Source organism: Crocosphaera sp. UHCC 0190, assembly GCF_034932065.1.
GTDB lineage: Bacteria > Cyanobacteriota > Cyanobacteriia > Cyanobacteriales > Microcystaceae > UHCC-0190.
Genome location: NZ_JAYGHP010000026.1, coordinates 1 through 25003 on the forward strand (window position 1 = coordinate 1; position 25003 = coordinate 25003).

Genomic DNA, 25003 nt, shown 5'->3' on the forward strand with positions numbered 1-25003 from the left:
TCTAGAAGTTTTCTTGTTTCTGTATTTAATTCTCTAATAAATCGCATAAACTTTCTGATTTTAAACTACAGTTTATAGTTTATATTATTTTGTTTGATCTGTGTAATTAATTTTGTGTGTCTACTTATTGCAGAAAAAGAATTAGATACAGTAGCTAGAAAAGCAGGATTATTAGATGGTTTTGAAGGGAATGCACAAACTTTTCGAATTTTAACCCAACTAGAACCTTATAAACCCGATTTTTTAGGTCTAAATCTTACTAGGGCGACGTTAGACGCTACTTTAAAATATCCTTGGTTTCGAGAAATAGATGAAGACAATAAGCCTAAAAATACCAAAAAAGGAAGAAAGTTTTCCGTTTACAAGCTTGATCAAGAGGTTTTTAAGTTTGTCAGGCCAAAAGAAGAATATAGACAATCAGGAAAGCAAAGTTTAGAAGCAAGTGTTATGGAATTTGCCGATGATATAACCTATAGTGTTCATGATTTTGAAGATTTTTATTTAGCTGGCTTGATTCCTTTGAATATTTTATTGCAGACTCCTAATGTGCTTGATAATTTTATTCAAGATTGGATAAATAGTATTAAAAATGATAATGAGCAATTAAAGCTTGAACTAGAAAAACCCGAAGAAAAAAAGAGATTAAAAGATTTTCTAGCATCATATTTACCCCCTGAATATGCCCCTAGAAGCATTAATGAAATTACTTATGTCAGAGCTAATAGTTCTTTATTGATCCAAAAATATCTGCAATCGGCTTCTATTGGTGAAAGTTATGGTGAACATGGCTATTTACAACGGGCTTTTTATGAAGAAATTGAACTTAAACTATTACAAAGAATCGTTTGGAAATACGTTATTACCAATCCCCGTTTAGCGACTCAACAGTATGGACAAAGAAAAATTATTCGTAAGTTATTTGATATTTATAAAGAAGCAATCACAAATAAGCAAAACAATTTAATTCCTTCTCGTTTTCTGCAAGATGGTTCATTGCCAGAAATCTTAGAAGAAGGAGATGAAAATGAAAAAAAATTGAGGTTAGCGGTTGATATTGTTGCTAGTTTAAGTGAGTCAGAAGCTGTCTTAATGTATCGTCGTTTAACGGGTTTAGAACAAGGCTCAATTATGGATTATATAGGCTAAAATAAAGGCTCCTTAATAATTCAATTTTTACATTAACTTATTTGATTGTCTAGTTTTGCGTTTATCTCAAGATTAATCAATCCTCTTGTTGTTCAACCCAATCAGCCATAAGTTCACTTACCAAGTCCGACATATCCTTATCAGGTTGATCTAACAACAACTTCTTAACTTTAAGATGTAACTCCTTGGGAACATAAACCCCCACCTGGACAAAATTAGGATCGCTGCGTTTCCCTCCCCGTTTTTTTAGGAAAGATGATTCTACCTGTGTGTCAGAGGATATATTTTCTACTTGTTCGGGTAGAGATTCCCCTTTCAACGCCTTAGATAAATTCTCAAACCGATTCTTAGCCATTGATTAACTCCTTACCCACTGCTACATAATCATTCCAAGCATTCCGAGATGACCGATCTGATACTTCATACACCGGAACCCCCTGCAAAGCAGCCCTTTGAAACACAATTAACCGCCGGATACCTTTTTTAAATAAAGGAATCCCTGCATCTGTCAAAAACTCCCTGGCTTCCTCTCCATCCCTGGTGGGTTTGGGGGGAATAATGGTGAGTAACACCTTGTAATGGTTTACCCCAATCGTTTTCAGGGCATTAACGGTTAAAGAAAGGGCATCAATGGCCATAGCATCAGGGGTGGTAGGAAGGAGTAACAGGTCACAGCCATCTGCTAAAGCTTGTAATTCCTCGGTTTCCGGTCTAGCCGAGGTATCAATGACAATATTTTCGTAATCTCGAATGTATTTAGGGGCTGACCGTTCATCAACAACCTTAATAGGCAATGACCCCCGTTTCTCCCAGGCCAAACTACTGCGGTTGGGATCTCCATCCACTAATAAAGTGTCTCTCCCCTGCTGTTGGAGATAACAGGCTAAATGGATAGCAGTGGTCGTTTTGCCCACCCCCCCTTTATAAGAGGTGACAGTGATAATCATAATGGTTATCCGCTTAGACGGTTAGTTGATTAGTTAAATAAGTGCTTAATCACTTAAACGTTTAGGACGTTTAGTTGGTTGACTGCTTAAGCGGTTAATTAGTTTCAGTAGATCACAAAGTTGATCCAGGCATAGTGATCCAGCGATCCACAAAACAGGGTACTGACAGGATCGATCTAATAAAATTGTTATTTGTAACCAGCTTACTCCCTTACTCCAAGGTAAATGTCATTAAATTTTTAGGCAAAAGAAATAGACCACACAGATAAAAATTTAGAAATTTTTGTATAATATAGGAGTAGTATTAAGAGATTTTGACCCATGACACAAAAACAATTTATTAACGATAGTTCACCTAACCAAGACATCAATAGTTTGGCTGATATTACTAATGATTTGCCTCCAAACTCTTTGCTCAGTCAAGCAAAAAACCAAGTCCAAAAAGTATGGGGATTTAAAAGCTATGCTACTTGGCAAACAATAAAAATAGGATTAGACCTTTTTGCTAAAGGCGAAGGACTTACCAAGAAGAATTTGAAATTTTATTTTGAAAAAGAAATCATCAATAAAATTGATGAAGTAGCTTTTAGATATAATCTAAAGATTCACAATAATGAAAAAGAACTAACAGATACTGAGATATCTTTGCTAAAGAAATATTATGGAGAATTTTCCCTTAATTTAAAAGAACAGTATCAACAAGATCTGAAGACTGAGATAGATTTAAAGTATGTAAGAAGTTATGTTCTTTTGATAATTGAACTCTATAATATGCTCTCTATGGGATGGGATGATATCCAAAAATATACTTCACAAAATCATTACCCACTTTCGGTTCAAACACCAAAACAAGCCATCACTCTTATTCTCAATGCAGATAGTGAAGAAGAGTTTTCGATTTGTCTCGAAACCTATGCTGCTTATTCCCCCGCCACAAGTCGAAAGCATTTGGAAGAATTGGAGAAATTAAAAAACAAAGCTGACAATGGAGAAATCAGTGAGGCAGAGTCCAAAAAACAGAGAAAACTCCTGCCACGCTATCTTCCAAAGAAAGAAGAACTTAAATTACCCTACCTTGCTGAGATAGCTTGCCAACAATCTAAAGACTCAACAACAAAGACTGCTTACAAAAACTATAAACAAGCTCAGGCTAACTTGTTCGTTGAAAGGCAACGATGCTCGCACCCACAAAAAGGAGTTAAAGCTCTTCAGTGGCAGAATGATCAGTTATACATTTGGGATAAAAGGTCTTCTGCCTATGTTCCTTACTCAAACCTTGACAAAAAGGAATAAACCTTTTTTGTAACAAAACTTAACAATTGGATCTACTTTTGCAAAAAACTTGATAAAGGATTAGTCTTGAGCTTAAGCTTAAAACAAGAAGTTCTCAAGAAGAGGAGCTTATGCCAGATATCACAAAAACATCACATTCTCACGGATTGCCTGATTATCACCAAGATCTAAGAAAAGTTATGGGGGGTATCCTTTGATGAAGCCTAATTTACTCATTTGAATCCGGTACTGATACCAAGATCAAAATTCCAGTAAAGCTTCGGGGGCATACCTCCACACAACACAAACATACACGTTTTTAACTTTACTCGATTTTGGAAAAAGTAGCGAACGGCTCGTGAGTAAATAGACCTTCAAAAAGGATAAACCCCAAGTGTCACTACACAACCTTTAAATAATAAAGACTTCCACAATATCCCCCCAGAGGGGGATAACCATCCCCCACCAAAATGCCCCCGATGCAGGAGTAAGGCAAAGATCATCGCCACATTACCGAAGTATAGGAGGCTTCATTGCCAGAAGTGCGGTAGTTTCTTGAAATGGGGAGGGGGTAGCCATGAGTAACTGGAAACGATTTACCCGCCGCGATACTTGCCCAGTCTGTAACGGCGATCGCCCTGATTGTCGCCAAAGCCTCGAAACCAATTTGATCCACTGTAGAAGCCTCGACGCTAACCCCTCAGATTATCTGTATCGTGGACAGGATACTTGGGGCTTTGGGATGTGGGCCTATAAACCCGATGCTGATGAGTGGGCTGATGACCGCCGTGAAGAGCGGTTAGAGGAACGGAAACGGGAAAGAGAGCTTAAGAAGCAGCAACGAGAGCAACGGGACAAAGAACAGCTTAAGAAACTGCTACCAATCAAGGAACGGGATCGGGTAATCCGGTTAATCTTGGATCAACTAGAGTTAAGCGATCGCCACCGCCAAATTCTCAGGGGTAGAGGCTTCATAGATACCCAGATAGATGAAGCTGGTTATCGTTCCGTCAAACAATGGCAAAAATTAAGTAAACCTGTCGATAATCGACTCTCAGGGGTCAATCAACAAGGAAATAAGCTAAATAACAATACCGACGGCATTCTCATACCTGTACCTAATGAAGACGGGTTATACACGGCATTAAGGGTTAATAATCTAGATAGTGCCACTAACGAACTCGGAAAATATCTTTGGGTATCCTCAAAGAACTCCAGGGGTATCCCCATAGACCTCCCCAATGGAAACCTCCCTATTGCGGTTTATTTGCCCGATAGCCCCCCCAAAAAACCAGTTATAGGGTTCACTGAGGGTTTAGAGTATAAACCCCTGTTAACAGCTAAAAAACTAGGGATTCCTGTTATCGGTGCGAGTGGGGGTAACTTTGCTAGTAGTAAAGAGGCTGTTGAGACGGCGATCGCCACCATCAAGGATAAATATGGATGGGAGACGGTTAACTTTGTTCTCTATGCTGACGCTGGCAGTGCTATTAACAGCAATGTCACCCGTGCTTATGAGAAATTAGGAGAATTCATCTCTGATCTAAAAATAGCCGATTGGGGACAATTAAATGATAAGGAAAATGGTCTAGACATTGATGAGGTTGCTCCTAATGAAATTGACATCAAGCTTATTGATATAGAGGTTTTCTCAGACATAGCCAACCGTCAACAGTACAAAGCCCAAATAGAGAAGAAACAACATAAGCTTAATTACCTAACTAAAGAAATTAACCTACTAATTGATGAACCTACATTAGAAGGGATATTAGACCAACTTCCAAGAAAAGGCAAGTTATTCATAAAATCTCCAAAGCAATCAAGAAAATCATCAGCAATTATTGACCCGTTAATTAAAGAGTGGAAGAAAAAAAACCAGCCAATTATCTCCATCGTCCCTAGAATTTTACTCTATAAAGAACAAGTTGAAAGATGGGAAATTACAGCAATTGACCAATATGGAAACCTTCATAGAGAGTTTCATGAGTCCATAGCTTTATGTTTTGATTCTCTAGGTAAAATTAATTTTAAAAATTGGTCAGGAGCCTTAGTTATCTTCGATGAAATTAGACAAGGTTTAAAGCATTATATAAGCTCATCAACCTTGGAGGATATGAGGTCTTATATTCTCAAGTTACTACAAGAAAAGCTACCAGAAGCTATTAATAGCGGTGGTTTAATTGTTTGTGCTGATGCTGATTTAACTGATGTAGAAATTGATTATATTGATGCTATTTGTCCCGTCAGTGATACTTTTATCGTTAAGAACGAATATGTCCCCCAAAAAGGGTTAGTTAACTTCAATACGGGTAAATACGATGAAACCATAGAAGAAATTAATAGACGGTATGAAAATGGGGAGAACTTGTTTATCTTTTGTGACTCAAAAGCTGACAGTTTAGCCATACATAAAAGATTAAAACAATTAGATCCTGACGCTACCCATTGGCTTATTAATGGAGATACTTCCGAAGATAAAGAAGTTAAAGCAATCATTGAGGATAATATTAATAAGTCAATCAAAAAACAGAAGCCCCGTAGCTTAGTTTTTACCACTTCTATGAGTACAGGAATCTCTCTTGATGGATGGATTGATGGAGTCTTCCATGAGGATATTTATAACCATTTTGATTATGGTTTCGTTATTGCTCAGGGAGGTATTTTAGAACCCGTCGAAATCACTCAGGCTATGGAAAGGAATCGAAATTATCTTGATTTTTCTGTCTATTCAGGTCAAGGAATAAACAGAAATGATGAGGAAAAATCCTGTGACCCTGATGTGATTAAACGACAAATAACTAAACGCAACCATAAAGGCTTAGACCTAATAGGTTTAACTACGGAGGTATTAGAAGAAAAGCTAGGCAGAGAACCGACCCATCTAGAAGTGTTAAACGAGATGGCAAAAAGATGTGACCCCAAAACAGAGATGATAATTGATCCTCATCTTGACCTTTATGCTAATACTAAAGCACGGGCTAATTATGCCGCACAGAACTTTGAGGAAATGCTTTATAAGCAATTAATAAAAGAAGGGTATCAATTAGCCGTTAATGACTGTACAGAGAAAACAGCATTGGGGGATGAACATCGAAAGCTTAAGAAAGAGGAAAAATGGATTGAAGCCACAGAGACTTCCAAGGCTAAAGACATAACTCTTGAAGAAGCACAAGAGATCACCCTTAAAAATTCCACCAAAGAAGAAAGGAGAGAAGCTGCTAAAGCATTTCTTAAACAAGAACTACCAGGGATAGACCTCACCCCTGATTTTATTCACAAAGCAACCCTTAAAGATGGCCGACGGTGGTTAAATGCTCATAAATTATTTTGGTATTACCAGCATCCTGAGATCACTAGGGAGATAGACCAGGGACATTATCTCAAAAAGATTAAGCAATTTAGCCAGGGGGTTATCTTTTTGCCTAATATCCGTAACTACAGTGTGAAGATTAACGAGCTTAGGGAGTTAGGGTTTTTTGAGTTAATTAACCTTGAGAACCCCACAGAACTATCCAAGGATGACCCAAGAGTAGTTGAGTTCATGAAACGGGCTTATTCTCGATGGACTGAAATTTATACCGCCTTGGGGTCAACCGTCAGCAAAAAAACCGAACCGATCAAATTTATTCAAACCCTCGCTCAAAAAGTAGGATTAAAGGTAATACTAACCCGAACTGAGGAGAAAGAAAAAGATAAAATCCGCTATTATTCTCTAAGTACAGAAGTTCTAAATGACCCTGATCGATTAGCTGTATTGAATGCCCTTGACCAAAGATTTTTAGAGGACAAACCGCAAAAAGAGGAATTCTCCGAAAGCCTCAATATACAAGGGTTAGAGTCCCGACAGGAGAGCCTTAGAGAGTATATAACAATGGGTTGTCCTGTCGTCCAAGAAAGTGAGTCTCAAGATGGACTTAGTAAGGTTGATGATGAGCAAAATTACTCACCCCTTGATGATCCTAATTTGGAGTCACTTAAGCCACTATATCAACCTGATGAAGATATGTTCTGGTGGGGTAAGTTAAAGGAACGGTTTGATCCAGAGGTTGAGGTTAAAGTCCATCTAGTTTATTGGGAGTTTTTAAGCCTCACCTCACGCCAAAGCTGGCAAAATGTTAAGGGTCGAGTGAGAGAGCTTAGCCTTAGTCTTGGATATCAGGCTGACGACCTTGCGTGGTGGGTATTCAATAATATGCCTGATGAGGAGCGAGATCTTGTCCGAGACTTTCTTAAAGCTGCATAGCCAAGCTTGTAGTAGGAAAACCATTGTTAATCAAGTGTACTACTAAATAGTGGTTTTCCGGTTCTTATGTTGTTATAAGGAACTTCATAGGATTGAAAACTTTACACAGAGCGAGTTAGAGACGGTTTTTGAAAAGCTGATTTTAGAAGTCATTTTTTAAGGTTTTTATAGTACACTTTGCCGGATTTTCAATATTCAATGATGGCATTTTATCTCCTGCTGAAACGATCATGGGGTCTTCTTTCCCGTGAGGATAAAGATCGGCTACGGGTTTTATTTAAAGAGATGTGCATAGATGGAGGCATCAGCATGATTTACCAATCCTCTGTTGGTGAATGACAGATGTTTGACATTATGTTTGACCGAGGCTCCTGCCTCCTGCCAAAAACAAAGTGACTTTGTTTTTGGCTTTTATCTAGATGTCTCAAAAAAAAACTAAAATTTAGTTAGAGAAAAAAATTCAAAAACGAACTAAACAAATGACATCAAACCTAGATGGAATCAAGGCTGCACTCGAACACAAAAAGCAGAGACTACTTAAACAACAATTGGTCGAGAAAGTCAAATCTTGTCAAGTCAAAGCCGATAGCTTAAGCCCAAAGGACTTGGCATCGGTTGCTATCTCTCAAATCTTTTACAGTGAAGATAGGCTGTCTCTAGCCAGATCTCTTCAGCAACAATTAGAAAAACAATTAGAGGATATTAATAATGGGGACTTATCGAGTATTGAGGAAATATTGACTTGTCAATTGAACGTCCTTAATGTTATGTTTATGGACTATTCCATCAAATTTAACGCCTTAATTCAAGATGGGTTGTTAGTACAAGAAAGTACCTCAGATCAGGTGGAGAAGTTAAGCCAATTAGTAATCAAACTCCAAAACCAGTCAACTAAAACAGCCAGAACCTTAACTGACCTCAAAAAACCCCGTCAAACCACCTTCATCAAGAAATATGTCAATCAGCAATTAAACCAACTGGTGACGGATGGAAAAATTCCTTCATCTCACACTAATATCTCACTCTCCGAAAATAGTTCCTGTGACCTGTCCTCATCTTTAGGAGAACTGAAAAATGCCTCGATGGACTGCATCAACCAGAAAACGGCAAAGGGAGTTAATCAAGCAATGGAAACCTTGGAATCATAGTACGGGCCCGCGTACTGAAGAGGGAAAAGAAATCTCTTCTCAAAATGCACGGAAATACGATAAAGAAATTCAAGCTCTCCTAAAGTATGTCAAACAGACTGAAGCCACTATCAAGAAACTGGATTCAAGTCTTAACAAAACTTAAAAAACAAAGCTGCTTTGCATTTGGCTTTTATCTAGATGTTGCCAGAGGACTGCGTAGCGGTTAACGGGGTGGTTTTAACCAGCGATCGCCCCGTACTTCCCAGCCACCACCCTTAAACTAAAGGTGAACGACATTGCCCTGTTCTTTACCTCCCCCAAATCAGATCAAATCATCTGGTATTTTCTTCGACATAAAAGATTATTGGTGATTGATGTTAGTTTTTAACCAGTGCTAGGGAATACTTAAATTAACAATGAGTAGGGTGATCGCTGTATTTACAATTATTGACCGAGGCTCCTGCCTCCTTCAAACAGTTCACTTTATTTATCTTTAACGACTTACTTATAGCCAAGAAAGCCTAAATATTCATGGATATTGAATCTAAGTTAAATATTTCCAGAAAACTGCTCCAAGAATTAGGAATTGCTCTCTCTGATTTAGTTAACACTGCTGCTGATGTTTTTGAAGATTCAGTCCTTAAAAGTCGTTTAAAAGACTTTCGTAGAGCTTATGATGAAGCTAGACAACGGTTAGAAAATCCCAGTTTATGTATTGCTACCCTTGGCACAACTTCATCAGGAAAATCTACCATTGTTAATGCTTTGATGGGAAGAAGAATAGCCCCCATTGAAGCAGGAGAAATGAGTGGAGGAATTCTCAAATTAAAACATTCCAATGACCATAAATTAATTATAGAAGAAACCCCCGATGCTGTGTGGGAAACGGGGGAATGGATCAGCTTAAATGATGAAGAAATTTATAACCGTATTCAACAGGTAATGCACACTTATCATGAAGCCAGAAAAAAGAAGGAATATGTTGCGCCTCAAATAACCAGTTATGTTCCTCTCTTACCTGCTTGTGACTCAATTTTATCAGGTTTACCTGAAGGAATTAGCATCGAATTTTTAGATTTACCTGGTTTAAAATCTGTACAAGATAGAACTAATTTAGCTATTATTCAGCCACAAGTTGGTAAAGCATTTAGTTTAGTAGCCTTAGATTATATGCAAGTAGATGAACAACACCGACAACGCTTATTAGAAGAGTTAAAACGAGTGGTCGAGTATTTACAAGGGCGTACAGATTCCATGATTTTTATTTTAAATCGAGTGGATCAACGGGGGTCAGATGATTTACCTTTAAATGAAAGATTAGAAAAGCTAAAACTTGAAATTCAAACAACTTTAAACTTGCCTAAATTACCTGATGTTATCCCTTTTAATGCTCGTCTTTTATACTATGCTCAATGTGCTTGGGGAACAACTTCTTTGAACACTCCTTCTAATGTTACACCAGATAGAAGACAGCAGTTATTGAACTCTTTATTTCGTGACTGTGCCACTGTTATTAAAGAAAATGTCACAGGGGATCGAGATTTAAAAAAGTGGTTTCGTCAGCTTGAAGATAATCTTGAAGATGGATGTCCTCCTGATGACTATCAAATGCGACGTATTATGTTTTATGCTCTGCGGTGGAGTGGAGGACAAACTTTATGGAATTGTATCAGGATTAGACTACAAGAATCATTCTCCGAATTAGTTATTCTTCCTGCTTTATTGGATGTATTTAATGGTTTTGATGCTTTAAAAGACGCTTTAAATATATTAATTGAAACTCGCCAAATTAATAATCAAGAAGAGGTAACAGCCGAGAAAGCAAAAGTAACTCAAATTCGCCAAGATTTAGAAAAAAACTTAAAAAAGATAAATGGAGATTTTAAAAAAGAAGTAAAAAACATTGTAGAAGCTTTAAAAACTAATGAGCCTAAAGTAATTGATAAGATTAAACAAGAAGCTCAAGCTAAAAAACGTGAGGGTTTTTCTTACATTTTTGAGGCAGTTAGCTTCGTTGAAGGAGACTTAACTAAATCTCTCATTGTTCCTGTAAGAAATGCTTTTCAAAATAATCAATCTGCTTATGAACTGGAGGAGAAATTAAGCCAAATTGTAACACCCGCCTTGGCCAAAGATATTGCGAAACAATATGATAACGTGAGTTGTCGAATAGAAAAATTTTCAGTTGTCTCAGATGATCTACAGCGAAAAGTACGCGCTGATAATCAACAAGCTATCCAAGAAATAGAACATGATGAACGTTATGTGCGCTTACTTTATCACACCATGCGTCGAGCCATCACAGCAAGAGCAGAATTTTCCCTACAAGGGAAAGCAAAGCAGTTTGAAGACGCTTTACAGTCTTTAGTCAATGAACAACTAAAACGGTTAAAAATTTGCCTTTCTCAACAAGAATTACATTCTGTTAATTTTGATATAGAGCAAGCTGTAATGAGCGATCTACACAATAAATTGACACAAAATTTACCCACTTTACCTGAAAAATTCTTTGAGATTAAAAATAATATTGAACAAAGAAATATAACTGAAAACGAAATAGTGGACACAGAAGAGTATGAAGAACAAGTCAAAAAGACAAAATACGAAAAGTATAAGGAAAGCTATAGTTCTGGTTCTTGTTTTAAGCAGACCAAAACCAGAACTCGAAAACGCCCTGTCGAATATATTGAAACAGTAACAAAAACTCGTGATATCTATGAAGATATTGAGTATATTGAATTACTTCTTCCCTCTCCAAGCACAATGGCAAAACAATGGTCAGAAGGGATTAAAGAAGGAAAAGAACAATTATGGGATCTCTTGTGTGATTGGATTATTTCCAGGTTAGATTATGTTAGTAATATCTTTGAAGAATCAATCATTGATATTACTAATTTAGCCGAACGAGCTTTAGCTGAACAAGCCAGAATTATTGACTATGAATTTGAAGCAAAGAAACAATTTTGGGCAAATATTGAAGTAAAACAAGCAAAGGTTATTGAAAGTGTAAAACAGTTAGAAAAGGAGGTTAAACAAAATGAATCAGTAGTTTAAGATTAATCAAAAGTCTTGTTAACAGGAAATTATCAATAAATGATTGACTACTCAAAGAAATTAAAATGATGAACTATTTTGCTTCAATACTTGATAAAATATCCCATAAAGTTATTATTGAGCTAAATAAAAAATATGATGATTATAACCAAGCCCCTTTTTTTACCAAGCTAATTTATGGGATTGACTTTTGGTGCCAAAGACTTGATATTGCTTCTGAAGAACGTGATTTTATTATTCAAGGAGTTAACAATGATGAAATAAAAAAACTGATAGATTTTATTTTTCAAGAAAGTCGTAACGAGACTAAACCTTGGAAAATACCGATTCGCTTTGCAGAAATACCTACTATAATACAGATTCATAATGAATTTAATCAGCATATCGAAGATTTCTTATTTACAATAGATTCAAGTTTGAGTCCCATGAGATTAATCATTTTATTAGCTTTCGGAATTACAGCGATTGGTTATTTTGTTTACAAATTAAAGGAACCACAACCGCAAGCCAAAAAAAACCCAAACAGCGATTATATTCCTGTCTATAACCCTTCTTCTTCAACAATCTTACCGCCTATTTCTCCAACTATTACCACCCCTGTTAAACTTACTTTAAAACAATCATTAATTCTAGTTATTCCTGCTGCACAAACTTCTATTATTGAAGGTCTGAAAATCAAAACAAAAATTGATTATGAAGATGGGGAAAAACTTTATGAAGCGACTCAATCTTTAGTCCAAGCAAATATAGAAACTTTAAAAGATCAATGGAATACCATTAAACAATTTGAAACCCAACCACAGGAAGCTAATGAATATGATATTTATCTAATAAAAGTTGATTTAAAGGAAGCAGAGGAAGGATTTAAACCCACTGTTGACCAATTAGAGCGTTATGATGCTTTTAAGAAATTATATGATTTAGCAACCAATGTTGAAGTATCATCTCGCCTGAAAATGGAAGCTGCCAGTAATTTTGATGTCTATATTCGTTAAATGAGGAAATTTTAAATGTTACAACCAACCACTTTACTAATTAATGATCCTGTGATTATTAAGGGATTACTTGATGGCACATTTGTCCGTTATGGAAGTGTAATTAGATATGCTGCGGGTACTGGAAAAGGAGGACAGATTTTTAAACATCTTACGGAAGTACCAGGGACTATAGACCCACTCACGTCTTATCCTTCATTATTTGGAATAGAAAAAACCCTAGATTCAGTGATGGGTTTAACTCAAATTGCTGCTGGGGCGAGTGTTTTAAACCTCGGTGTTAGTATTGCTGGTTTCGCATACATGGGATTTAAACTCCATCAAATTCAAAAATCTTTAGGTCATCTTCAACGAACAATGGAAATAGGTTTTAAGCGAGTTGAAGCAGGGTTACACCATTTAGATAACAAAATGACAGAAGGTTTTAATGTTGTTATTAAAGGGTTAAATTATTTAGACGATCGCTTAGATACCGTTTCAGGACAACTCGCTTATTTATATTTATTAGTTCAAGATAGTAGAGAAAAACAAGAAAGTCTAGCAAAAGCTATTTCTCACCTTCATCAAGCCATGTTAATTAAAGAAATTGCTACTTTAAAAGCAGAACTTGATGATCGCACTCGTTTCCCCAATGAATCTCCTAGACAAGCCTTAAAAACTGCTTCTAGTATGCGTTTATTTTTTGGTAGTGAAGCGATGAAAGTGACTCCAGAATTAAACGCAGAATTAATGTTAAATAGTGATATTGCTATCCAAGGGTGGGCGGTGGCTACCGCCACCGAAGCTAACTTATTGTTAGAAATAGGACACCATCAAGAGGCAAAACAATTACTCATAGAAGAAGTTACCAAATTTAAACAAGTAGCCCAGAGATGGACAAGTCACTGTCTGACTCAAGATAATAAATATTTAGCTACAGCTTATCGCTTTGATACTCCGATTTTTCAAGATTATATCACCTCAGAACGAGTTGCAAGAATTAGCCAAATTTCTAATAGCGATCGCCTGTTAACTTTAGAGCAAATTCAACATCAGAAAAATCAAATAGAAGTTGAGTTTGAAATGTCCTATAGTTCCCACAAATATAATCAAGCTTGGGTTGATCAACAAATTGCCCTAGCAGAATATTTAGACACTTTAAGTGAACTCTCTGCTAGACTTGATACCTTACAAGATTTCGCTGCTTTATGTGAAGCTAAAGACGTTAAAAGTAGCAAAGAATTACTCCCTGATGAAAAGAGTGAAGCAGGATTATATCTTCTACCGTAATAAAACATCTCTTTTATTACCCTTCTCACTAAAAACGATTCACGCTCATTCTTCTTAATTTGAGATAAGTATTTTATGATTAATCACAAGAAATTTCCAAAACTGCCAAAACTGCCAAAACTGCCCAAACTAGATAATTTTAAAGCTGTTACCGATCCAGCTATCAATGTAGTTAACTCCATGAGCAGTTGGATTGTAACAACAAGTAAAACGGTTACAGATACCATCACACAAGCTGGTTCAGATACAATCGCAATGGTAATGAGTAAGATTTTTACCCCTTGTACTGTTCCCGTTTTTCTTCTTCCAACTGGTTGCGGTTCTCAGGATTTTATCTGTTATTTTTGCTTTGATGAAGCGGTTAATCAGCTTCAAAATGGGGTATTTGTTCGACCACAATTGGAAATTTGGGCAGGAGATGAAGAAATAGACCGTACTTATTTAGCTGAAATTATTCAAGAAGATTTTACTCAACAACTTGAGCAAACAAGAGAAAAAACAGTAATGTTACATCAAAATAAGTACACTCAAACCCTAGAGGAACTTAAACAGCAACAGAAAAAACTTGAAAACAAAACAGGAAACACTATCCAAAATGTAGCTAACTATATAGGTGTGGGATTACTAACCATGTTTCTTGTTGCTAATCCTCTCTTTTATTTGATATTTTTTAGTTTAGCAATTTTTACAGGGATTGATGGACTCGCTAAAGGAATTAAGTATTGGACAATCTCATCTGAAATATCTGGCAATGCAGATAAACTAAAAGCAGAACAGAAAAAACTTGAAAGTGAGTTTGATAGCAAAAATGTAACTTTTCAAGAAGCTATCAATAATATGAAAATTAGTATTCATCCCATTTTATATGAATTAAAAGAGCTTTTTCATGAGTTAGATAATATTCCTTTGATTCCTAAAAAAGTTACAACAGATAAGGATCATGTTCATTCTGCTTTAATTATTGAACTCTTTCAAGAAGCTGATTATCGAGCAAATCTTCCTTTAGAGTATCATTGTTTTCTTGAATATTTAATTGAAAATTATTCACAATCAGAGTCTCAGAGACTATTTATCAAGAAAAGTTCCACTGATTGACTAAAAACCTAATCATATAATGTTCTCATCATAAACGTTTAGTGGAGTATTGTCCTTTTCTAATCATGTGCATTGAAACAATGCTCCTAATACGTCCAAATCGTCCCTTGTTCATTGGTAAGATGAAACAAACTACTTGACGAAAGAGCAGTTTCGTCAAGTAATCTCAATTGCTTATTATATCTATCATACAACCATGAAAATAAATGGCTTTGGTCAGGCTAAAGTCCTGACTCCTCTGGAGTTAGATCGCCTCTTTCAATGGGGGTTGACTAACCAACGCGATCGCACTCTGTTCTCGCTCTGTCTGCATACGGGTTGTCGTATTTCTGAAGCGTTGGCCTTAACGGTGAAGGATATTCGCGGGGGTCAGATTACGTTACGCAAGATGGTGACGAAGGGGAAGAAGAAAACTCGCTGTATTCCTATTAATGAGCAACTTCAAGGGATCTTGTCTAATTATATTAAAGAGTATAAGCCGACCAATTATCTGTTTCCTGGTCATCATAATGCTAAGACACCCAAGCAGATGACAAGGGCTGCGGCTGATTTAATTTTAAAGGAGGCTTGTGTGAGGATTGGAGTAGAAGGGGTAAGTACCCACAGCTTCCGACGGACGGCGTTGACTATGATGCACAATGGGGGGGTTCCTTTACGGGTGATTCAAAAGATTAGTGGTCATTCCTCTTTGGCGACATTGCAACGCTATTTAGAAGTCAGTGATGAGGCGGTGATGGATGCAGTGAATTTGATTGGCAGTAAACCGCCATCACGGGTTGAACAGAGGAAAAAGGATGGGGGAGGGAATGGGGAGATTATACCTTTTTAAGTAGCTAAGTCACGTTAAATGCTGTAATTTAGTGGATAATAACATTAGCTTAGATGAGGTAATTATCAATTATCCATTATTAATTATCAATTATTGAATGAGGTTAGTGATGAGGTGGTCTGCTTTTTAACCTAATATCGATGATTTGCTTAACTGCTTAAGCGATGCACGCACATAGCAGTCATTTGGCGATTTGTGGTGATCTTAATCAACCTAAATTAGCGATCGCTATCTCTGACATTTCGGTAATTTCTGGGAATACTAGAAAAGATAACCCATAAGTACGGGAAGCATGGATAGGTTCTGATGCTCAAGTCTGGCAGGTTGTCTAATTCCCGCGAGGATTTCTATGCTCAAAGAACTGCTTGGTAAACGGATTTCCCTTCCAGAACAGTTCACCGGAACAGTTTTGGTCACATCAGTCGAAGTTATCGATGAAACGGTTATTTTTGAAGTCAAGACTGAATCAGGGAGCAAAGAAGAAGCTTTTTTGACTCTAGAACAAGCTCTCAGTCTTGAACTGGCCGAACGAGATGATTATCAGCCTATTGTTGATGCTAATCGTTTTTTTCTGTTTATCGAATCGGCTCGGATCAAAACTGCCTATGATTTTGACCCCCATTTTGCGGTGAGCTTAAGCGGGGTTCGTCCCCTTCCTCACCAGTTAGAAGCGGTTTACCAACGTATTTTACCTCAAGCGCGTTTAAGATTTCTGTTAGCTGATGATCCTGGTGCGGGAAAAACGATTATGGGGGGATTATTACTAAAAGAGCTTAAATTACGCCATGCGGTCGAGCGTATCCTCATTTTAACCCCTGCTCCCCTAACGGTTCAATGGCAAGATGAGTTACGCAGTAAATTTTCGGAAACTTTTGAGGTTATTAATTCAAACTTAGTCAAAAACCAATTAGGGGGAAATCCTTGGGAACGATTTCGTCAGTGTATTGCTTCGGTTGATTTTGCTAAACGAGATGATGTGATGCCATCTATTTTACAAGTAGAATGGGATTTAGTTATTATCGATGAGGCACATAAATGTTCTGCTAGAACCCAAGGGGATGAATTACGACGCACTGGACGTTATAAATTAGCTGAAGAATTATCTCAAATAACCGAACGCATTCTCTTATTAACGGCAACTCCCCATCAAGGAAATAAAGACCAATTTCATAATTTTTTACGATTACTAGACCCTGATCAGTTTATTTCTAGTAGCATTAATCCTCAAATTCTCCAATTAGAAGATAGTCCTTGGTTCCTAAGACGAATTAAAGAAGAATTAAAGGATTTTAATGGCAATCGTTTGTTTAAAGAACGCTATCCCATTACAATTCCTTTTGAATTATCTCGGTCTGAAAAATTACTTTATGATGAAGTTACTAGCTATATTAACCGTTATTTGGGTAAAACTCAAGGACGTAAAAAAGGTTCTGTTGCCTTAGCAAGAACGGTATTACAACGGCGTTTGGCCAGTAGTCTCAATGCTATTTATTCATCTCTCAAAAAACGGGAAAAACGGTTTGCTGATTTGTTAGAAGAATTAGAGGGGTTATCTCCGGCTGAACAACACGCACGTTTAATGGAATTAGGACGAGTGGCCGACCCAGAGATGGAAGATGAGGATTATGATGGGGAAGAATTAGATGAAATTGCTATTGATTCAACGGTAGCTGAACAATTAGACCAACTTCAAGATGAATTAGTTGCCCTACGTTATTTAGTTAATTTAGCTAAAAAAACTATCGAACTTGGGCAAGAAACTAAGTTAAATGCCCTCAAAGATTGTTTAGAACGGAGTGAATTACAAGAGTTAAAAGATGGACGGGGCAAACTACTGATTTTCACCGAACATCGTGACACCTTAACTTACCTCAAGGAGCACTTAACTCAATGGGGGTTTACGGTGTGTGAAATTCATGGAGGAATGAGTGCATTGGCTAGAAAAGAAGCACAAAAATACTTTCAATTTAATAAACAAATTTGTTTGGCAACGGAAGCAGCAGGGGAAGGAATTAACCTACAATTTTGTCATTTAATGGTCAATTATGATATTCCCTGGTCGCCCCATAGACTTGAACAAAGGATGGGAAGAATACACCGTATTGGACAAACTTTAGATGTCTATATTTTTAACTTTGTGGCGACGAATACGATTGAGGGAAATGTTCTTAATAAACTGTTGACTAAACTTGATGAAATTCGTAAGGCAATGGGAGATAAGGTCTTTGATGTGATTGGTCAATTACTTCAACTTAATGATATTCATTTTGAGGATTTAGTTAAAGATGCTTCTTACAGTAAAGCTGAAGAAGAGAAGGCCGTAGAAACAATTAATCGTCTTGATCCAAAAATACTAGACGAATTAGAAGAAGCAACGGGTATTGCTTTAGCGACTTCTCATGTGGATTTATCGCAAGTTCGTCGCACCAAAAAAGAGGATTATTTATCAGAAGAACGGCGATTAATGCCTCGTTATGTGGAAGAATTTTTCCGTCGCGCTTGTGATTATTTAGGGGTAAATTTAGAGGTTAGGGCTGATGGTTTATGGCGCATTCCTTATCTTAAAGAGGAATTTCGCGCCCCGACTCTTGATGCTGTTAGGCGACTAGGTGTACCCGATAGTCGCTATGGTAAGTTTACTTTTTATAAGGAAAAATTGGGGGAAGTTTCTCATCAAGATGCGGAATTTGTCACCCCTGGTCATTGTTTATTTGGGGCAATTTCTGAACGTCTAGACCGACAACTAGCACAAACTGTTGGTTATCAATCAGCTTTGTTTCTTGATGCTGATACCCTTACCCCCTATTCTATTCACTTTTTTGAAGTACAAATAGCTGGACAGGATATTAAAGGAAAAGGAACGGTTATTCGTGCCATGATGGTTGCTGTTGCTGAAAAAAATAAGGGGGATTATCAATTAATTTCTACGGACTGTTTACATGATTTAACTCCCTTAAGTCCTGAAACATTCAAAGGAATTAGGAATCGGGAATTAGGAATTAATGATCATTCAGAAATTAGGAATCAGGAAGTAGGAATTAGTGATAATTCAAGAATTGGAAATCAGGAATTAAGAATTAGTGATAATTCAGGAATTAGTGAGGTATTTTCTTCCCAATTTCCAACTCCCAACTCCTCTTTCCATTCAACTCCTAAATCCCAACTCCCAACTCCTAACTCCCAATCTTCCCCTAACTCCCAACCCCCAACTTCTGATGAACAACAAGCTTTAGAAAAATGGCTAAAAGGTAAAGTTCAGTTTCCTTTAATGCAAGAAGAAAGTAGCAAACGGAAGCGAGAATTACAAATTCGTCAAGACTATCTGACAAAGGCGATGGATGCTGCTATTTCTGAAGCGAAAAAAGCCTATATTATGTTATCGGGAAAAGTCGCCAAGGGGGATGATACTTACCGTGTTGCTAGAGATAATGCTCAAAATAAAGTCAGAACTTTGACTGAACGTTACCAAAACAAACAACATGAGTTAACTTATCTTCAGTTAGTACGTCCAGGGCGTTTAGTGTATTTGGGGACTGCATTGGTGGTTCCTCCCGTTGAACCTGCATTACAAGGGATGCGGAATGATCTTGAAGTCGAGGCGATCGCTATGGAGTATGTGATGAACTATGAACGCGATCGCGGATGGACTCCCGAAGATATTAGTCAACGCAGAGATGGTAGCGGGTTTGATATTCGTAGTGTGGGTACAGAAGACGAAACAACGGGGACTCTACCCATTCGACGCATTGAAGTTAAGGGACGTTCTGGTATTAATCAAGATGTGTCTTTAACTTCTAATGAATGGCGCAAAGCACAACAATTAGGGGATACTTATTGGTTATATGTGGTCTGGAATTGTCGAGGAGACACACCCCAATTATTAACCATTCAAAATCCGGCTTTTGTGTTAGCAGGTGAGGTCAAAGAAGTTAAACAAGTGACGAGATATGTAGTAGGGGCTGAAACTTTGGCTAAGATAGGAGTTGAGAATCAAAGTTAATTCAGTTTACTACCCAAAAAACGAGGAACTTATTTATGAACACAAAATTAGTAGAATCTTTAGCACAAGTTGTTAAGTCTTTAACGTCTGAAGAAAGGGAATTATTTAATGCGAAAGTAAACTCTCTTAATGAAGCTGAAGAACGTCCTTTTTACGAAACAGCAACGACAGAAGAATGGATAGCAGCGTTTCGAGAATGGGCAGAAAGTCACAGTCATGATAGTCCTATGTTATCTGATGAAGCGATTAGTCGAGAAAGCATTTATGGAGAAAGAGGTTAAATGTTATTTTTAGTGGACACTAACATTCTTTTGAGGAGTGCTGATTCTAAACATCCTATGTATGAGGATGCGATTAACTCAGTTTCAATTTTAAAAAGACAGAAAAATCAATTATATATTATGCCTCAAAACATCATTGAATTTTGGAATGTTTGTACTCGACCTAAAGATAAAAATGGTTTAGGTTATTCTATTGCTGAAACGCAAGCAGAAATTAACAAAGTAAAAGCTTTTTTTCCTTTATTATCTGACCATCCTAATATTTATACAGAATGGGAAAGATTAGTTAGCACTTATCAAGTTAAAGGAGTTAATGTTCATGATGCGCGGTTAGTAGCTGCCATGTTGGTACATAAATTAACCCATATTTTGACTTTTAATGTGGATGATTTTCGTCGCTATTCAGAAATAATAGTGATTAATCCTAAAGAGATTAGTAATTAATTTTTAATACCAATTTTTGATGATATAATCAGAACAAATAAGGACAGATTAAACAATGAACACTCAATTAGTTGATACCTTAGCCCAAATCATTAATGCTTTAACCCCAGAGGAAAAGGCACTTTTAGAAGAAAAAACAACATCTAATAAGAATAAAGAAGCTTATCAAAAGATGGTAGAAGTCCGAGAGAAGATTTTAGAAAAACGAGGAGGTAAGCCCTTAGATATGGACGTGAGTGAAATGATTTATCAAATGCGAGAAGAACGGAGTCAAGAACTCATGGATGCTTGTTTTCCGCATTTATCTCAACCAGAATTTAATATTAAGGAGTAATTTATAGGTTATGAAAAGCGTTGATGCTAGTTTTATTATTCGTTTAATAACCAGTAGTAATAATACTAACTCATACAATATTAAATGGCAAGAATGGCAATCATGTAATACGGTTATTGTTGCACCAACGTTGATAATGTATGAAGTGAGTAATGGAATTTATCGTTATCAAAAAGCAGGACAAATTACACAAGATGAAGCGGAAAGTTTATTAAACAGTGCGTTAAATTTAGGCATTCAATTCTATGGTGATTCTAATTTACATCAAGAAGCATTAAAACTTGCTAATTTATACAATCTTTCAGCGACTTATGATGCTCATTATTTAGCTTTAGCACAACGGTTACAAGTAGAATTATGGACAGCAGATAAACGGTTATTTAATACGGTGTCTCCATCGTTATCATGGGTAAAATTACTAGAGGTAAATTGATTATGAATACTCAATTAGTTGATTCCTTGTCCCAAATTATTCAATCTCTAACTTCTGATGAAAAAGAGCTTTTAAAGCAAAAAGCATGGTCTAAAGACTTAAAAACTATTGGTGATGATTTCGTTCAAATTTCTCTTAAATTAGGTTCATTTATGCCAGATGAAGCTTTAGAACAACTCCAGAAACTTAATAAGATTAGTTCTCAAGAGGACTGGCAAGAAATTGCTGATTTATTTGCCCGAAGTCTTTTAGATTATCAATACAAAGTCGTGACTAAAAAAATCACTCAGCAGTTTGATTCAGAATGGTTAGAGACATTAGAAACTGAAGAAGATTTATTAAATGCCGCCATTGAATTAACCATAGTGAATAGATGTGTTAAATAACTAAAAGATTACTTCATTACACTTCGTTACATTCGCAATGACTACACTCTAACCCCAACTCCCAACTCCCAACCCCCAAACCCTAAAACACATGAATAATGACCGTCGCTTAATTGAAGATTTTATCCCCATTAAAGAGATTTCTAAAGAGTCTGCTAGAGAAAAATCTATCCGTAAAGGACATATTTCTACGCTACATTTATGGTGGGCAAGACGACCTTTAGTGGCGGCAAGGGCGGCGGTTTTTGCTTCTTTGATTCCTGCCCCAGAAACTCCTCAAAAGCGCACGGCTTTGGCTAAAACCATGATTGAGTTATGTAAGTGGGAAGCCTCAGAAGAAACGATTAAAAAGGCAAGAAACGCTATTTTAGAAGCACAACGAACCCGTTTAGGTTTACCGGAAAATACGCCGTTAAAAGAGGTTCCTGCACCGAAAATAGCGGACTTATTTGCGGGTGGGGGGGCGATACCTTTGGAGGGGTTACGGTTAGGTTGTGAAACCTATGCCATTGAATTGAATCCGGTGGCGCATATTATTGAATTATGTACTTTGGTTTATCCGCAAAAGTATGGGAAAAAATTGGCGGATGAAGTGGAAAAATGGGGTCATTGGGTGATAGAAAAGGTTAAAGGGGAAATAGGGGATCTTTATCCTGAAATTGTGGTAGGGGAAGGAATACAAAATGATGAGGAACAATTAGATTTATTTCAACCAAAAACCAAGCAATTAGGCTTAAATTTTACCCAGAAGTTAAGGCCAGTGGCGTATTTATGGACTCGCACGGTAAAATGTCCTAACCCCTCTTGTGGTGCGTCAGTTCCTTTGGTACGGCAAACTTGGTTATGTAAGAAAAGTAAGAAGTATGTCGCATTAAAGGTTATTCCTAATCATCAGACGAAACGGGTTGATTTTGAGGTTATTGAAACAACAACGGCGAAAGATTTGGGGTTTGACCCTGCTTCGGGGAGTTCACGGGGTAGTTCTACCTGTCATCATTGTGGGACAACGTTTAAAAATGACCATGTTAAAACGGAAGGGAAAGCAGGGAGAATAGGTCAACAGTTAATGGCGATAGTCTGCACCACTGCGGGAAAGCAAGGGAAAACCTATCTGTCTGCAACGGATTATCAGCGTTATATTCCTGATGAATCAGCGATTTTACAGCGATTAGAGAATTTATGCCAGGAAACAGGGTTAACTATTCCTGATGAACCTATCTTTTCTGGGGATACTAGAGCGTTTTTTACTCATCTCTACGGTTTAGACAATTTTGGTAAGTTATTCACTCCCCGTCAATTATTATCGTTGATGACGTTTGTAAAGTGGGTACGGTTAGCGCATGAGGAGATTTTACAGGATTTGGGAGTTGGGAGTTGGGAATTGGGGGTTAAAGGGGAAGATTCGTTAAATATAGAGGATTTAGGCATAGAACGTTCCTTCGGCGCGGTTGCAGAGGAATTAGGGAAAGATCAGTTAAAAATGGGTGATTTAGGTAAGGATAAGAATGAGGAATCAAACGTTAAAGGTTTAGGGGAAAATACGTCACAAAATTCTGAAAATTATTCTAGTTCTAATGTAGATGTAAAACTACCTAAAAAATCCCTAAATCCTAAATCCCAATTCCTAATTCCTAATAGTGAGGAGGAACGAAAGGAGTTTGCTAAGGCAATTTGTACTTATTTAGCTTTAGCAACTACAAAAACAGCCAATCGTGGCAGTAATTTAGGAGTTTATCATTCAGGACGTGAAACGATTGAAAGTCCTATTAGTAGCGGTAGATTACCTATGTGTTGGGATTTCCCTGAAACTAATCCTATTGGAACAGGTTCAGGTAATTGGTTAGATGGACTAGATTGGATGATTCAAGCATTAAAAAATTTAGTTAATATTGAAAATATTGCTACTGCTTTTAGACAACCTTGTCAAAAATTGAACTTAGCAGATTCAAGTTTAGATGCTGTAATTACAGACCCCCCATACTTTGATGCTGTACCCTATTCAGACTTAAGTGACTACTTTTATGTCCATTTAAAAAGAGCAATAGGTCATCTTTATCCAGAACATTTTTCGGGACAATTAACCCCTAAGAAAAAAGAAGCAATCATGGAAGCCTCACGTTATGGGGGTGATAAACAAAAAGCAGCAAAAGCTTATGAAGACATGATGCACCAAGCATTTTGTGAAGCCAATAGAATATTAAAAAATAATGGGATAATTGTTGTTGTTTATGCTCATAAAACCACCGCAGGATGGACAACTTTAATTGATTCTCTCAGACGAGCAAAATTTACCATAACTGAAGCATTTCCTATTGATACAGAACAGCCAGGAGGATTAAGAGGATTAAAAGCGTCTCTTGCTTCAAGTATCTTTTTAATTGCCCGAAAACGCACCACATCCGAAGTGGGAGATTATGCAATGGATGTGCAACCCTTACTAAAAGAAATCATCCAAGAAAGAGTCAAAACCTTAATGGAAAATGAGGTATCTGGGGCAGATTTAGTCATCGCTTGTGTGGGTGCAGGATTAAGAGCTTATACCCAATATGACAGGGTAATCGCATTGGATTTTGTATAAACTGTAACTGACAGAATTAAGAAAGTAGGGGGACAAAGGGAAAGCCATTGATAAGTAGACACACAAAATTAATTACACAGATCCAACAAAATAATCTAAACTATAAACTGTAGTTTAAAAGCAGAAAATTTATGCGATTTATTAGAGAATTAAATACAGAAACAAGAAAACTTCTAGAAAAAATTAGCAGAAGAAGTAAAAATTATCAAGTCAGAGATAGAGCGAGATGTATCATCTTGAGTTATCAAGGGTTTTCAATCAATCAATTAATGGTCATATTTGGATTGACTCGAAAAACCATATACAATTGGTTTACTAAATGGGAAGATGAAGGCATCGTAGGACTATATAACAAAAAAGGAAGAGGACGAAAACCAAAATTCAACGAGGAGCAAAAAAAGCTAATATAAGACTGGGTTAAAGAAAACCCGAAGACCCTAAAAAGAGTCTTAAACCAGATCAGCAACTCTTGGAAAATAGAGGTGAGTAAAGAAACAATAAAAAGAATCATAAAAAAGTTTGATATGCTCTGGAAAAGAATGAAGCGTGGACTGAGTAAAAACCCTG

Annotated in this window: 19 protein-coding genes; 17 read left to right on the top strand and 2 right to left on the bottom strand. The window is 36.9% G+C overall.

The genetic code is table 11. From position 1 onward, the window contains the following. Window positions 1–114: 114 nt before the first annotated feature. Complete coding sequence (locus VB715_RS21240; protein WP_323303195.1) at window positions 115–1146, top strand: hypothetical protein; 1032 nt, start codon at window positions 115–117, stop codon at window positions 1144–1146. A gap of 76 nt (window positions 1147–1222) precedes the next feature. On the opposite strand, the gene VB715_RS21245 is transcribed toward VB715_RS21240, so the two are convergent. Next, a complete protein-coding gene (locus tag VB715_RS21245; RefSeq protein ID WP_323303196.1) occupies window positions 1223–1501 on the bottom strand; it encodes a hypothetical protein in 279 nt (92 codons plus the stop codon). Next, window positions 1494–2093, bottom strand: a complete 600-nt coding sequence (locus VB715_RS21250; RefSeq protein ID WP_323303197.1) for a ParA family protein — start codon at window positions 2091–2093, stop codon at window positions 1494–1496. Before VB715_RS21250 ends, VB715_RS21245 begins: the two co-directional genes overlap by 8 nt. 321 nt (window positions 2094–2414) lie before the next feature. Here VB715_RS21250 and VB715_RS21255 point away from each other — a divergent pair, with 321 nt between their 5' ends. From VB715_RS21255 to VB715_RS21330, 16 genes are all read left to right on the top strand, one after another. Further along, window positions 2415–3386 (top strand): hypothetical protein, encoded by a 972-nt coding sequence (locus VB715_RS21255; protein WP_323303198.1) that lies wholly within the window; start codon window positions 2415–2417, stop codon window positions 3384–3386. A 556-nt stretch (window positions 3387–3942) separates the two neighbouring features. Beyond that, the gene (locus VB715_RS21260; RefSeq protein WP_323303199.1) at window positions 3943–7608 is read left to right on the top strand and encodes a plasmid replication protein, CyRepA1 family; all 3666 of its coding nucleotides are present in this window, start codon (window positions 3943–3945) and stop codon (window positions 7606–7608) included. Between the two features lie 479 nt (window positions 7609–8087). Beyond that, the gene (locus tag VB715_RS21265; RefSeq protein ID WP_323303200.1) at window positions 8088–8756 is read left to right on the top strand and encodes a hypothetical protein; all 669 of its coding nucleotides are present in this window, start codon (window positions 8088–8090) and stop codon (window positions 8754–8756) included. A gap of 513 nt (window positions 8757–9269) precedes the next feature. Continuing rightward, window positions 9270–11792 (top strand): dynamin family protein, encoded by a 2523-nt coding sequence (locus VB715_RS21270; RefSeq protein ID WP_323303201.1) that lies wholly within the window; start codon window positions 9270–9272, stop codon window positions 11790–11792. A 65-nt stretch (window positions 11793–11857) separates the two neighbouring features. Beyond that, the gene (locus VB715_RS21275; protein WP_323303202.1) at window positions 11858–12787 is read left to right on the top strand and encodes a hypothetical protein; all 930 of its coding nucleotides are present in this window, start codon (window positions 11858–11860) and stop codon (window positions 12785–12787) included. 15 nt (window positions 12788–12802) lie between these two features. Then, window positions 12803–14056 carry a hypothetical protein gene (locus VB715_RS21280; RefSeq protein WP_323303203.1) on the top strand — a complete coding sequence of 418 codons (1254 nt, stop codon included), beginning with the start codon at window positions 12803–12805 and terminating at the stop codon, window positions 14054–14056. 75 nt (window positions 14057–14131) lie between these two features. Then, the gene (locus VB715_RS21285) at window positions 14132–15151 is read left to right on the top strand and encodes a hypothetical protein (protein WP_323303204.1); all 1020 of its coding nucleotides are present in this window, start codon (window positions 14132–14134) and stop codon (window positions 15149–15151) included. 196 nt (window positions 15152–15347) lie between these two features. Continuing rightward, window positions 15348–15980 (top strand): site-specific integrase, encoded by a 633-nt coding sequence (locus VB715_RS21290; protein WP_323303205.1) that lies wholly within the window; start codon window positions 15348–15350, stop codon window positions 15978–15980. Window positions 15981–16329: 349 nt separating this feature from the next. Then, a complete protein-coding gene (locus VB715_RS21295; RefSeq protein ID WP_323303206.1) occupies window positions 16330–19980 on the top strand; it encodes a helicase-related protein in 3651 nt (1216 codons plus the stop codon). A 35-nt stretch (window positions 19981–20015) separates the two neighbouring features. Beyond that, window positions 20016–20261: a hypothetical protein gene (locus tag VB715_RS21300; RefSeq protein ID WP_323303207.1), complete on the top strand. Its 246-nt coding sequence runs from the start codon at window positions 20016–20018 to the stop codon at window positions 20259–20261. Next, complete coding sequence (locus VB715_RS21305; RefSeq protein WP_323303208.1) at window positions 20262–20705, top strand: type II toxin-antitoxin system VapC family toxin; 444 nt, start codon at window positions 20262–20264, stop codon at window positions 20703–20705. 55 nt (window positions 20706–20760) lie between these two features. Further along, on the top strand, window positions 20761–21039 hold the full coding sequence (locus VB715_RS21310) for a hypothetical protein (protein WP_323303209.1): 279 nt from the start codon (window positions 20761–20763) through the stop codon (window positions 21037–21039). Between the two features lie 10 nt (window positions 21040–21049). Then, window positions 21050–21472: a type II toxin-antitoxin system VapC family toxin gene (locus VB715_RS21315; RefSeq protein ID WP_323303210.1), complete on the top strand. Its 423-nt coding sequence runs from the start codon at window positions 21050–21052 to the stop codon at window positions 21470–21472. A 2-nt stretch (window positions 21473–21474) separates the two neighbouring features. Beyond that, complete coding sequence (locus VB715_RS21320; RefSeq protein WP_323303211.1) at window positions 21475–21858, top strand: hypothetical protein; 384 nt, start codon at window positions 21475–21477, stop codon at window positions 21856–21858. A 91-nt stretch (window positions 21859–21949) separates the two neighbouring features. Then, complete coding sequence (locus VB715_RS21325; RefSeq protein WP_323303212.1) at window positions 21950–24436, top strand: DUF1156 domain-containing protein; 2487 nt, start codon at window positions 21950–21952, stop codon at window positions 24434–24436. Between the two features lie 131 nt (window positions 24437–24567). Next, window positions 24568–24846 (top strand): helix-turn-helix domain-containing protein, encoded by a 279-nt coding sequence (locus tag VB715_RS21330; protein WP_323303213.1) that lies wholly within the window; start codon window positions 24568–24570, stop codon window positions 24844–24846. Window positions 24847–25003 lie beyond the last annotated feature (157 nt).